The 12,523-nt window shown below is 66.1% G+C and carries 13 protein-coding genes; 10 read left to right on the top strand and 3 right to left on the bottom strand.

Annotation, left to right across the window (positions count from 1 at the left end; genetic code table 11):
* Positions 1-32 precede the first annotated feature (32 nt).
* From acnA to BN3560_RS04140, 7 genes are all read left to right on the top strand, one after another.
* A complete protein-coding gene (gene acnA / locus BN3560_RS04170; protein WP_096227119.1) occupies positions 33-2,711 on the top strand; it encodes an aconitate hydratase AcnA in 2,679 nt (892 codons plus the stop codon).
* 101 nt (positions 2,712-2,812) lie between these two features.
* Positions 2,813-4,747, top strand: a complete 1,935-nt coding sequence (locus BN3560_RS04165) for an MFS transporter (protein WP_096227118.1) — start codon at positions 2,813-2,815, stop codon at positions 4,745-4,747.
* 394 nt (positions 4,748-5,141) lie between these two features.
* On the top strand, positions 5,142-5,663 hold the full coding sequence (gene rplJ / locus BN3560_RS04160; protein WP_096228576.1) for a 50S ribosomal protein L10: 522 nt from the start codon (positions 5,142-5,144) through the stop codon (positions 5,661-5,663).
* A gap of 90 nt (positions 5,664-5,753) precedes the next feature.
* Positions 5,754-6,131: a 50S ribosomal protein L7/L12 gene (gene rplL / locus BN3560_RS04155; RefSeq protein ID WP_015540270.1), complete on the top strand. Its 378-nt coding sequence runs from the start codon at positions 5,754-5,756 to the stop codon at positions 6,129-6,131.
* 240 nt (positions 6,132-6,371) lie between these two features.
* Positions 6,372-7,313, top strand: a complete 942-nt coding sequence (locus BN3560_RS04150) for a DUF4013 domain-containing protein (protein WP_096227117.1) — start codon at positions 6,372-6,374, stop codon at positions 7,311-7,313.
* 209 nt (positions 7,314-7,522) lie between these two features.
* The gene (locus BN3560_RS04145) at positions 7,523-7,723 is read left to right on the top strand and encodes a hypothetical protein (RefSeq protein ID WP_096227116.1); all 201 of its coding nucleotides are present in this window, start codon (positions 7,523-7,525) and stop codon (positions 7,721-7,723) included.
* Positions 7,724-7,813: 90 nt separating this feature from the next.
* Complete coding sequence (locus BN3560_RS04140; protein ID WP_123649852.1) at positions 7,814-8,095, top strand: hypothetical protein; 282 nt, start codon at positions 7,814-7,816, stop codon at positions 8,093-8,095.
* Positions 8,096-8,128: 33 nt separating this feature from the next.
* Here the strand turns inward: BN3560_RS04140 and BN3560_RS04135 are convergent, their stop codons facing one another.
* On the bottom strand, positions 8,129-8,554 hold the full coding sequence (locus BN3560_RS04135) for a hypothetical protein (protein WP_096227114.1): 426 nt from the start codon (positions 8,552-8,554) through the stop codon (positions 8,129-8,131).
* A gap of 245 nt (positions 8,555-8,799) precedes the next feature.
* Here BN3560_RS04135 and BN3560_RS04130 point away from each other — a divergent pair, with 245 nt between their 5' ends.
* Positions 8,800-9,966 (top strand): iron-containing alcohol dehydrogenase, encoded by a 1,167-nt coding sequence (locus BN3560_RS04130; protein ID WP_096227113.1) that lies wholly within the window; start codon positions 8,800-8,802, stop codon positions 9,964-9,966.
* Here BN3560_RS04130 and BN3560_RS04125 read toward each other — a convergent pair.
* Positions 9,963-10,184, bottom strand: a complete 222-nt coding sequence (locus BN3560_RS04125; RefSeq protein ID WP_096227112.1) for a hypothetical protein — start codon at positions 10,182-10,184, stop codon at positions 9,963-9,965. The genes BN3560_RS04130 and BN3560_RS04125 overlap by 4 nt on opposite strands.
* Positions 10,185-10,312: 128 nt before the next feature.
* Here BN3560_RS04125 and BN3560_RS04120 point away from each other — a divergent pair, with 128 nt between their 5' ends.
* Entirely contained in the window at positions 10,313-10,702 is a 390-nt protein-coding gene (locus BN3560_RS04120) for an MGMT family protein (protein ID WP_227153696.1), read from the top strand.
* Positions 10,703-10,873: 171 nt separating this feature from the next.
* Complete coding sequence (locus BN3560_RS04115; RefSeq protein WP_096227111.1) at positions 10,874-11,677, top strand: rhomboid family intramembrane serine protease; 804 nt, start codon at positions 10,874-10,876, stop codon at positions 11,675-11,677.
* A 4-nt stretch (positions 11,678-11,681) separates the two neighbouring features.
* Here the strand turns inward: BN3560_RS04115 and BN3560_RS04110 are convergent, their stop codons facing one another.
* A complete protein-coding gene (locus tag BN3560_RS04110) occupies positions 11,682-12,320 on the bottom strand; it encodes a hypothetical protein (protein ID WP_096227110.1) in 639 nt (212 codons plus the stop codon).
* Positions 12,321-12,523 lie beyond the last annotated feature (203 nt).

Here is a 12,523-nt window from a genome sequence, read left to right as displayed (position 1 = left end):
GGCCGCCTTGGGGCGGCGGATTGGAGTCATGCATGACTGACGAGACCAGCCGTTTTGCCGACACGCTCGAAGCGGGCGGTACAATCTACACCTACTATCCGGTGGCGGGCATTCCTGGCTCGGAGACGCTTCCCTATGCTCTGACGGTGCTGCTGGAGAACGCCCTGCGCAACGCCGAGAGCCCGGAGGAAGCCGAGGAGCTGGCCGGGCGTATCGTGGCGGCAGGCAATGCGGGCGAGGTGGGAAGCGAGGTGGAGTTCTCGCCGGCGCGCGTGCTGTTCCAGGACTTCACGGGCGTGCCGGTGTTCGTGGACTTCGCGGTCATGCGCGAGGCGTGCGCCGAGCTGGGGGGCGATCCGGCGAAGATCAACCCGCAGATCCCCTGCGATTTGGTGATCGACCACTCGGTCATCGCGGACGCGGCCGGCTGTGCGGGCGCGCTGGAGCAGAACATGGAGCTGGAGTTCGCGCGCAACAAGGAACGCTACGACTTCCTGAAATGGTCGCAGCAGAGCTTCGACAACGTGCGCATCGTTCCACCGGGGGCGGGCATCTGCCATCAGCTGAACATCGAGCAGTTCGCGCACGTAGTCATGACGTCGGATGACGCGGGGGTGGCGCGCGCGGACGGCGAGCGCCCGGTGGCGTACTTCGACACGCTCGTGGGAACCGACAGCCATACGCCCACGGCGAACGGCATCGGCGTGCTCGGTTGGGGCGTGGGCGGCATCGAGGCCGAGGCTGCGGCGCTCGGCCAGCCCATCACGACGCTCGTGCCGCGCGTGGTGGGCGTGCGCCTGACGGGAGAGCTCGCCGAGGGCGTGGCGGCCATGGACGTGGCGCTGACGTTCGCCCAGATGCTGCGCGAGAAAGGCGTGGTGGGCTCGTTCGTGGAGTGCTTCGGGCCGGGTCTTGCCAGCCTGAACGCCACGCAGCGCACGTGCATCTCGAACATGACGCCGGAGTACGGCAGCACCTGCACGCTGTTCCCCGTGGACGATGCAACGCTGGCGTACCTGCGCCTGACCGGGCGTAGCGAGGAGCAGGTGGCGCTTGTGGAGGCGTATGCGAAAGCGCAGGGATTCTGGAACGAGCCGGACGCACCGGCACGTAGGTACGCCGAGGTGATCGAGCTGGACCTGAGCTCTGTCGGCCGCTCGCTCGCCGGTCCTTCGAGGCCGCACGATCGCATTCCGCTGGAAGGCGTGCAGGAGCGTTTCCGCGCCGTGTGCGATGAGCGCGAGCTCGACCGCGGCAAAACCGTGGAGCTGGAGCTGGCGGGCGAGGTCCACGCGCTCACGCATGGTGCGCTTGCCATAGCGGCCGTGACCAGCTGCACGACGGCCACCGATCCGCGCATGATGCTGGCGTGCGGCCTGGTGGCCAAGAAGGCCGCCGAGGCGGGGCTTGCGCCCAAGCCGTGGGTGAAGACGGTCCTCGCCCCGGGCAGCAAGGCCACCGAGCTTCTCCTCGAGCGCGCCGGGCTCATGGAGGGCCTGCGGGCGCTGGGCTTCTACACCTGCGGATTCGGATGCATGAGCTGCATCGGCAACTCGGGGCCTATCTTGCCGGCGCTGCACGACGTGGCCGACGACATCGAGCTGGCGAGCGTGCTTTCCGGCAACCGCAACTTCGAGGGGCGCATCTCGCCCGACGTGTCGCAGAACTACCTGGCCGCCCCGGCCATGGTCGTTGCCTATGCGCTGGCGGGCACGATGGACGTTGATCTGGCGCATGACGCGCTGGGGTGCCGTGAGGACGGCACGCCGGTGCGACTGGCCGACATCTGGCCGAGCGACGAGGAGATCGACGCGTTGGTGGCGGATTGCGTGAACCGTGCTCTGTACGAGGACGGCGCGCGCGGGCTGTACGACGGTGACGCGGCTTGGCAGGCGCTCGGCAGCGAGCCGAGCGACACCTTTGCTTGGGAGGACGCGTCTACCTATGTGCGCCGCGCCCCTTACTTCGACGGCATGCGGCGCGAGCCATCGGCACCCGAGCCCATCGTGGGCGCCCGGGCGCTCGCACTGCTCGGCGACTTCATCACCACCGATCATATCTCGCCGGCAGGCTCGATCGCGGCGGACTCGCCGGCAGCGCACTACCTCGAGGAGCATGGGGTGGTCCCGGCAGACTTCAACACGTATGGTGCCCGGCGCGGCAACCACGAGGTGATGATGCGCGGCACGTTCGCTAACGTGAAGCTGCAGAACAAGCTGGCCGAGGGAAAGAAGGGTGGCTGGACGCGCGATTTCCTGGCAGACGAGGTGCGCCCGCTGTTCGATGCGGCTATGGATTTCAAGGCTGCAGGCGTGCCGCTCGTGGTGGTGGCCGGCAAGATGTACGGCAGCGGATCGTCGCGCGACTGGGCAGCGAAGGGCCCGGCGCTTCTGGGTATCCGCGCGGCGTTCGCCGAGAGCTTCGAGCGCATCCACCGGTCGAACCTCATCGGCATGGGCATCCTGCCGCTGCAGTTCGCGGAGGGGGAGAGCGCCGAGAGCCTGGGGCTCGACGGCTCCGAGCGCTACACGGTGGCGCCGATCGACTTCTCGGCGGGGCTGCCCGAGCCGCGCGAAGTGGACGTGGAGGCCGAGCGGGCCGACGGCTCGACAGCAGCGTTCAAGGCGACCGTGCGCGTGGACACGCCCACAGAGGGCGCCTACTACGAGCATGGCGGTATTTTGCCGTACGTGCTGCGAAGCCTATTGTAAAGACGAGGTAACGGTGGCGCCCGGTTGCGATGAGCAAACGGGCGCTTTGCCGTATAATGAAATGTTGATTCTAGCAATCGAGGGATATAGAAAGGGATGCCGTGAAACAGACATCCGGAATCGATGCGCTGCTTGAAGCGCTCAGGCAATCAGGGGTCAACGTGGACGGGCGCTTCGACGCTGACGCAGAGGCTCCTTCGGACGGCGCGGGCCGCGCCGGCAGGGGAGGCGGCGGAGGCTCGCAGCCGCCGCACGTTCACGTCGAGGTGCCGTTCGCGGACCGTATGGCCGCATGGGGCAAGAAGGCCCTTATCATCGCCGCCATCGTGATCGTGCTGGTAGGCCTGGCCGCCTACTGGTGGTTCCACCCGCCCATCAACATCCATTCGACGGACACCTGGATGTTCGTGGCCGTGTTCATCCTGCTGCCGCTGTTCCTGGTGTTCTGGAGCCGCTCGCACAGCTACAAGGAGGGCACCGCGAAGGTCGAGGCGAACCCGGGCAAAGCGAAGGCGTTCAAGTTCGCGAGCTACGTGCCGGTGGCCGTGGCCGTGCTGGGCGTGCTTGGTGCCGTGATGTCGCTCTCCATCTTCCCCGGCAACGCCGAGAAGTACGCCACGGTGCTGCAGACGACGGAGGACAACTTCGCGCAGGATATCAAGGAGGTGAACTACTCGGAGATCCCCGTTATCGACCGCGACTCGGCCGTGCTGCTGGGCAACCGCGAGATGGGCTCCATTCCCGAGTACGTGAGCCAGTTCGAGATATCGCCGCTGTACAGCCAGATCAACTACCAGAGCTCGCCGGTGCGCGTGAGCCCGCTGGGATACGCGGACCTGTTCAAATGGTTCACGAACCGCGAGGCCGGCATCCCCGCCTACGCGCTGGTGAACATGACGACGCAGGATGCGGAGATCGTGCGCCTTGAAGACAATCCCATCCATTACTCCGAGTCCGAGCCGCTCGTGCGCAACATCGACCGCCACGTGCAGCTGAGCTACCCGTTCTACATGTTCGACCAGAAGTCGTTCGAGATCGACGACGAGGGGCATCCCTGGTGGATCTGCCCGGTGCAGTCGCGTACCATCGGCCTGTTCGGCGGCACGACCATCGAGCGCGTGGTCATGGTGGACGCCACGACAGGCGAGACGCAGGACCTGGCCATCGGGGACGTGCCGCAGTGGGTCGACCACGCCTACCCGACCGATCTGCTGCTGGAGCAGTACAACTGGTCCGGCAAGTACAAGGACGGCTGGCTGAACTCCGTGTTCGGGCAGAAGAACGTGGTGCAGACCACGCCGGGCACCGATGGCAACCTGGGCTACAACTACATTGCCAAGGACGATGACGTATGGGTGTACACGGGCGTGACCTCGGCCACGGCCGACAACTCTATCGTAGGCTTCGTGCTGATCAACCAGCGCACGGCCGAGTCGCACTTCTACCCGGTGGCCGGCGCCACCGAGGAGTCGGCCATGCAGTCGGCCGAGGGCCAGGTGCAGAACCTGCGTTACCAGGCCACGTTCCCGCTGCTCATCAACGTGTCGGGCCAGCCGACGTACTTCATGGCGCTGAAGGACAACGCGGGACTCGTCAAGCAGTTCGCCATGCTGGACATCCAGCGCTACCAGAACGTGGCCGTGGGCAACACGGTGGCCGAGTGCCAGAAGGCCTACCAGGCCCTGCTCGCCACGAACGGCGTGCTGGCCGAGTCGGGCGTGGACACGGGCGCGGCTGAGAAGCAGGGCACGATTGCCCACATCGCCCAGGCGGTGGTGGAGGGTAACTCGCACTTCTATGTGAAGCTGGACGACGGCAGCGCCATCTACGACTTCGCGCTTCCCGGGCTGATAGAGATCGTGGGGTACAAGGAAGGGGACGCCATCACGTTCACCTACGTGGAGGCGGAGCCGACGAACCCTGTGGAGGAGATTGTCGGCGCCGACGGCGCGAAGACCGGTAACGGGGCCGATGCTGCGAAGGAGGCGGAGAAGGAGGCCGATGCCACCGCCGACGCGAAGGGCGACGCGGCGTAGCGTTTCGACGGCAGAATGCTTGCTCGGGAACCCCCGCGATCGGGGGTTCCCGTGGTTTTCGAGCGGGAAGGCGATCGATGGCCTGGGGAGCACGGTGCTCGGTGAGCGCGCCAGAGGGCGGGCTTTTCCGTGTTTTGGGTTGACAAATGGCGGAATGATGGCAGAATATAACGGTTGCTTCTTCGGGAGCACGACGTATAGCTAGTTCCGCTGCCCAAGACAGCTGGTACCGAGAGGTTTAATCGCAGGGATGCGGCCCGCCGAGGTGGTTGTATAAGTTTCGCGCTTAGACGACCCCTGCTGTCATGAGACGGCGGGGGTCGTTCCTTTTTCTTAGGCGACGATCCCAGACGAGGGAGCGGAACCCGAGTTCGAGGAAAAGGAGGTGTACTACATGCCCAACGTGAAGAACCAAGAGACGCTTTCCAAGATCAAGGAGGATCTCGACGGCGTTTCCGCTGTGTGGGTCGTGGACTACTGCGGCCTGACGGTGAAGGACATCCAGGCGTTGCGCGTGGCCATCCGCGAATCCGGTGCCAGCATGAAGGTGTACAAGAACACCCTGATGCACATTGCCCTGGACGAGGCCGGCCTGCCCACGCTCGACGATATCCTGGAGGGTCCGAGCGCGTTCGTGTTCGCCGGTGACGATGTGGCTGCTGCCGCAAAGGCCGTGAAGACGTTCGCGAAGACGAACCAGAACCTGGAGATCAAGGGTGGCTTGATGGAAGGCGAGCAGGTTTCCGCCGCACAGGTGGAGGCTATCGCTTCTCTCCCGTCCCGCGAAGAGCTCCTGGCTCAGATCGCCGGCGCTATCTCCGGTGTTGCCCGCGGCCTTGCCGTGGCGCTCAACGGCGTGCCGAGTGGTCTGGCGCAGGTCACGAAGGCCGTGGCCGACCAGAAGGAAGCTGCTTAACCGCAGCGTAGGCGGCGCGGCGAGCGCTGCCTGACGATAGGCAAAACACACCGGTCGGGAAGGACCCGGCCGCTTTGAAAGGAAACGAACATGGCTGTTACGCGTGAAGAGATCATCGAGGCCCTCAAGGAGATGTCCCTGCTCGAGGCTTCTGAACTGGTGAAGGACATCGAGGAGACGTTTGGCGTTTCCGCCGCCGCCCCCGTGGCCGTGGCTGCTGCCGCTCCTGCCGAGGGTGGCGCTGCTGCCGAGGAGAAGACCGACTTCGACGTCGTGCTCGAGGGCTTCGGCGACAACAAGATCGCCGTCATCAAGGTTGTCCGCGAGATCACGAGCCTGGGCCTGAAGGAGGCCAAGGAGCTGGTCGAGGGCGCCCCGAAGCCGATCCAGGAGGGCGTTGCCAAGGACAAGGCCGAGGAGATCAAGGCCAAGCTCGAGGAAGCCGGCGCGGCCGTCACCCTCAAGTAAATTGGTTCCGGCGGCCTGACGGCCATCGAGACTGCTTGAAGAGAGACCCCCAGACCTGGGGGTCTCTTACTGTCTGGCGGGATGCGCGTTACGTGCGGCGGGTCGTCGCGCTTAAGATGGTTTCGCCTTACTGACGGAATGGCAACGGTTCGCACGCGCTTAGGGCGCGCGCGTTTATAGTAGAACGCGCTAACTGACAGACTGCGCATTAGCGCAGCTGATGAGGATAGGAGGGGCGCTATGCAGGCCGGTTACTTCAATGCTGCTTGGCATGATATAAAGAATTCGCCCGGCTGGTTCGGCAAGCTGCTGGTGCTGGGCCTGGTGAGCCTTGTTCCCATCTTCGGGTGGATCGTGGTGGCGGGCTACCTGTACGGCTGGGCGCGCGACATCGCGTGGGGCGTGCATGCGCCGCTGCCCGCCCATGTGTTCGGCAACGAGGACGGGCGGCTGTACAGTCGCGGGTTCTTCGTGCTCGTTATAAGCTTCGTGTGCTCGCTCATTCCCTGGGCGGTGGAATTGGTGGGGTCTATCCTGACCGGAGGCTCCTTCGGGATATGGTCGGGCTGGGGCTATCATTCCGGGTTCCTGTCGTTTCCGCTGGGCCTTGCCTCAGGCCTTGTCGGCATGGTGTTCTTCGCCCTGTCCATTGCGGCGTACCTGTTCACGGCGTTCTTCACCTGGGTGGGCTCCATGCGCATGAGCATCTACGGCCGGCTTTCGGCCGGATTCCAGTTCGGCAAGATCTGGAGCATGCTGCGCCATGACTTCGCCGGGATGCTGCGCATCCTGGGCATGGCCGTGCTGATGGCCATTGCGACGACCGTGGTGGTGACCATCCTCATCGTGGTGGTGGTATTCCTGTGCATGGCCATAGGGTTCGCGGTCACGGGCGGCAACCTGAACATCAACTCCAGCCGTTTCGATGCGGCTATCGTCGGCATGGTGTTCGGGGTTGGCGGCGTGGCGATCGCGCTCTCGCTGCTGGCGGGATTCGCGTCCATGGTGGTGGCCGTGTTCTTCACGGCGATGATCACGCGGGCGCTGGGCTACTGGACGCAGCAGTTCAACGTGCCGGCGTGGCGCGGGCAGGACGATCCGATGCCGTTCGAGCTGGCAGGTGCTGCGGGCGGGTCCGGCGGGGGCGGACAGCCGCCGTACCAGCAGCCGCCGATGCGCTGAGGTCCGAACCACCCGGCCTCTTAGGCCCGAGGGTAGGCCGTCCGCTTGCCGCGGCTCGGGAACGGGCTTGCCGAACCCCCTTCGACCTGCCGGTCGGAGGGGGTTCTTCTTCGGAAGGGCTGCCGCACGTGCGTTCGGGCGCTATACTGGTGCGCGAGGCGCACGCCGCCTAGGGGCGCGCTGCGCGTATTCGGGGGAAAGGGGCAGCTATGGAGTACGGGGAATTGAAGGAGCAGATCGACGGTTTGGGCGAGCGGCAGCGCCGGGGATGCGCTCGCGTGCTCTCGCTCGTTTCCCTTGGGGGCGGGGTACGGCCCGAGTTTCGAGGGCACTTGGACGGTGCGTCGACGTACCGCGAGTTCTTCGAGGCGCTCTACCGCGACGACGACCTGCGTTTCACGCGCGCTTGAGCCGCTTGGGCGAAACTGGACGGCAAGCAGTGGGTCGGGCGGTTCGACCCGGTGCGCGCGTCGGCGCGCGTGCCGTTCGGCGGCCGCGGGATGCCCGTTGTGCTCTCCGGTGGCACCATGCTCGTACCCCTGGCCGGCCATGGGAAGCAGGCGCACGTCCTGGAGTTCGAAGACGGTGCCTTCAATGAAGACGCGGCAACGTACTTCACGTCCATCGAGGGCGCCTTCACGTGCGCCGAGATGGCATTCGAGGGCATCTACGACGTGTTCACGAGCGGGAACGCGGTGCTGTTCGAGCGCTGGGCCCTCAACGAGAAGGGCGCCCGCGTGAAGGCGGCCCAGCTGGCGCAGAGGTACGGCCTGACCGGTTGACACTGATGCGGCGGGCCGGTCGGCCCGACAAGCTTAGAACAGGCGGTTGCGGCGCTGCATCGACAGCACCGCCCTCACGCCGAGGAGGGCGAACGCGGCGATGGCCACGGCGCCTGCCGCGCCTCCGGCGATGAGCCCGCTGACGACGGCGATGCCGCTTGCCTGCGGGCGCGCGTTCTGCGAATTGTTCCCGTGCGGGGATGGATGCGAGGGGCTGGGTTCGCCATCTTGCTGCCTGAACCCGGCACCGTCCGAATGGCCGACGCTCGAAGAGGCTTCTGCCTGGTCGGTCTCCCGCGTGCGGTCGGTATCACCGGCGTCTTGCGCACGTCCGTTGTCGGTTCCGCGGGCGCTTTTCTTTTCGGTGCCCCCTTGTACGTCGCGTTCGCCCATGAGGGTGTCGAGCCCGCGCCCCAGGGCGGTGGGGCGCGCGGCGGTGTTGTCGTCCCTTGCGATCATAGTTGCTCCTTTCCGGTTGCCTTGCGCATAGCCCGATACGATAGCCGCAGTGAAAAATGGTGCAGCGGGCGGCTGCGCGGTGTGAACCGTGCGCCTTCCATCCGTTACGCGGGCTGCCTCTTCCGGCGGCACGGAAGGTGGTGCAGTCACGGTTTTCCGACAATCCGGAAGATGCTTCTTGACTTAGAGTGAGCTCCAAGGTGCATGATGGTCCAAGAAGAACCTCACGGACCAAGGAGAGAGCCATGCTCGGAAACTTCACCTACGACAACCCCACCCGCCTGCATTTCGGACCCGACGCCCTCGAGCGGCTGCGTGACGAGCTGCCTGCGTTCGGCCCCGTGGTCCAGCTGGCCTACGGTGGCGGCTCCATCAAGGAGACGGGTCTGTACGACCAGGTGGTGGCGCTGCTGAAGGAGTGCGGCAAGACCGTGGTGGACGATGGCGGCGTCATGCCGAACCCCACGGCGGAGAGGCTGCTGGAGGGTCGCGACAGGGCGCGCGAGAAAGGCGTCGACTTCATCTTGGCCGTGGGCGGCGGCTCGGTGGCGGACTACGCGAAGGCCGTGAGCGTTTCGGTGCACTGCGACGAGGATCCGTGGGAGCGCTACTACCTGCGCTTCGAGGAAGTGGAATGCGACGTCGTCCCCGTGGGCTGCGTGCTCACCATGGCGGGCACGGGCAGCGAGATGAACGGCGGCGCGGTCATCACCAACCGTGGGCAGAAGCTCAAGATCGGGCACGTGTTCGGCCCCGAGGCGTATCCCAAGTTCGCCATCCTGAACCCGGAGCTCACGTTCACGGTGCCGAAGCGCCAGATGGTGGCCGGCGTCTTCGACGTCATGTCGCACGTGATGGAGCAGTACTTCTCGGGCGAGGACGACAACGTGTCCGACTACCTGATGGAGGGCCTCATGCGCTCGCTTGTTGCCAGCTCGCGCGCGGCCGTTGCCGACCTGCGCGACTACGAGGCGCGCAGCAACATCATGTGGGCGGCCACCTGGGCGCTCAATACGCTCGTGGCCATGGGCAAGTCCACCGATTGGGAGGTGCACATGATCGGCCAGGCCGTGGGCGCCTACACCGACGCCACGCACGGCATGACGCTCTCGGCGGTGTCGCCCGCGTACTATCGCCTGATCGCGCCGTATGGCCTGCCGAAGTTCGCGCGGTTCGCCAGCACGGTGTGGGGCGTGGAGGGCGATGGGCGCGCGGACGAGGAGCTTGCCGAGGCCGGCATTGCCGCGCTCGAGGCGTGGGCGCGCGAGATCGGCTGCGTGATGCGCCTGTCGGAGCTCGGCGTGGACGAGGGCATGCTCGACGGCATCGCCGAGGCGACGCTTCCCATGGAGGGCGGCTACCACCCGCTCTCGCGCGACGAGGTGGTGGAGGTGCTGCGGGCGAGCCTTTAGAGAGCGGTTCGGCGATGCCCGGTTGGGCGTTTGGACGAACTTGACGGTGCAGGGCATGACGAGCCCGCCGCCGCGAGCACGCTCATGGCGCGCGGCGGCAGCTTCGCCAGCACCTCCTGGCTGGGCGGTTGAATGATCCAGGTGCAGAACGCGGCCAAGGCATCGAGCGCGAGGCCGATTGCGAGCCGTGCCTGGCCGAGCACGAGCAACGGGCGCATTGGGCCATTCCATACGATCGGGCTGGCATCCACGATTGCCGAGCAGGCGCGCTTTCCGGAGTTTGGGCGTTTCGCGGGACGTTTTCCGCTGCTATGATGAGGTGGACGGAAGGTGAGGGGGGTGCGCGATGGGCCAGGCGAAGGGCTCGGGGATGATCGAGATGGACGAGGAGTTCTTCGAGCGCGTGTACGCGCAGGTGCGGCGCGTGCCGGCGGGCTCGGTGTGCACGTACGGGACAATCGCCGAGCTGGCGGGGTATCCCAAGGCGTCGCGCGAGGTGGGCCTGGCCATGAGCCGCGTGCAGAGCGGGTGGAACCTGCCGTGCCACCGCATAGTGAACGCCAAGGGAACCCTTGCGCCCACCTACGCGTTCGGCGGCCAGCGCGTGCAGCGGCAGCTGCTGGAAGACGAGGGCGTGGCGTTCGTGGACGACGAGACCATCGATATGGCACGGCATCGCTGGCCGCCCTGCGATGAGCCGGGTGGGCCCGAGCAGCTGGCGCTGCCGCTGGGATAGCGGCGGGTCCCGGTACGGGAAGGCTGCTGGCACGGCAGGCGCGGCACGCACGGCGGCGCGCCCTGGGTGCTGGCGAGTACGTGAAGGGAGGCCCGCGGGCCTCCCTTCACACGGACGGTGATGGTATGCTGGTTCGGACTTTCGGCAGAACGAATCAGCAAGGAGCCTTCCGTGCCTTACAAGGTGAACGACCCCGACGCGCCTGCGCGGCCCGTCATCGACGACGAGCAGTTGAAGCGCATGATGAACGCGAACACGCCCGGGTTCTTCGAGCGCAACCGGTTCCGCCTGGTGACGCTCGTGCTCATCGCGCTCAATGTGATCGTGTTCGCGGCCGAGGCGGCCATATCGCTGCTGGCCGGGGCGCGCATGGGGGTCTCGCTCGACATCCCCACGCGCGTGCTCGTGGACATGGGCGCCATGTACGCGCCGCTCGTTCAGGCGGGCGAGCTGTTCCGGTTCGTAACGCCCATGTTCCTGCACATGGACCTCATGCACCTGGGCTTCAACATGGTGGCGCTGTTCAGCGTGGGCGAGGTGCTGGAGCGGGTGCTGGGGCGCGGCAACTTCCTCGCGCTCTACTTCGTGGGCGGCATTACGGGCAATGCCGTGTCGTATATGGCCGACGTGCTGGCGGGCGGGATGCCCACGGTGAGCGCGGGCGCATCGACGAGCGTGTTCGCGCTGTTCGTGGCCGTGGCTCTTCTCGGCGTGCTGCACAAGGGCAATCGGCATGTGTTCGCCCAGTACAGCAAGAGCATGCTCGCCATCATCGGCATCAACGTGGTGTACACGTTCCTGGTGCCGGGCATATCCGTGAGCGGGCACTTGGGCGGGGCGCTGGGCGGGCTCATTGCCATGCTCATGATCCCGGCGAAGAACCTGCGCGTCCCGAACGGCGTGCGCGTGGTGGTGGCGGTGCTGTGGATCGCGGCGATGGCATGGGTCGTTGCGGGCGCGCTGGGGCTGGGGTAGCGCACTACTTCTCGTGAGCGGGACAGCGCACCCCCATCGTGGCGAACGCGCCGGCTACGCGCTCCATGCGCACCTCGTCCCAGCCAAGGCGGTCGAGCTCGGCGATGTCGGCGAGATCCTTGGGCCGGTCGCTCGCCATCTTCGCCGCGCGGCAGGCCTCCACGGTAGACACGCCGGCGCGCGTGCCGTCGGGCAGCTTGCGCATCTCCACGAAGTCCTCCTCCGCAAGCCCTTCGATCGTCGCCTCGAGCAGCGCGTCGTAGCCGGCAAAGGCCCGGTGCTGGGCGTTGCGTTGTATAAGCAAGCCGTCGCGCAGGAAGAAGGGCGCGAAGCTTGCGAGCACGCCGTCGATGCGCGCATGCATGCCGAAGTCCTCGCCTGCGGCATTGCAAGCCAAACGGCGCGAGTCGAGGTCGGGGTCGTAGTGTCCCGCGCTTTCGAGCCACGTGCGCACGACGGGCATGTCCGCGAGGCGCACCGAGAAATCGACGTCGCCGTGCTTGCGGCCCGAATCTCCGCCGCCGAGCACCCACGGCATGAGCCCGCCTTCCAAGAACACCTTGCCAGAGAGCTCGGGCGCGCGAAGAACGCGCAGAGCCGCGGTCTTCGCCTGTGCGCAGCTTGCCGTATCCTGTTCGCTCATTGGACCTCCCTCGATTCAGCGCATCCCTTGACAGCCGAGTCCTTCATCACATTGGCAGTGGAGACTTGAACGTTGGCCATGATGCCGTGCGACGCCAGCGAGCTGCGGTCGGCAAACTTGTTCGCTGCGAACTCGGCGATGTCTGTGGAGTAGAAGTATAGCAGCATGCGTAGCGCGGGCGGGAGAAAGTGGAAGGCGCGCCC

Source organism: Gordonibacter urolithinfaciens, from assembly GCF_900199375.1.
GTDB classification, from domain to species: Bacteria; Actinomycetota; Coriobacteriia; order Coriobacteriales; family Eggerthellaceae; genus Gordonibacter; species Gordonibacter urolithinfaciens.
This window is presented reverse-complemented; position numbering and strand designations above follow the sequence as displayed.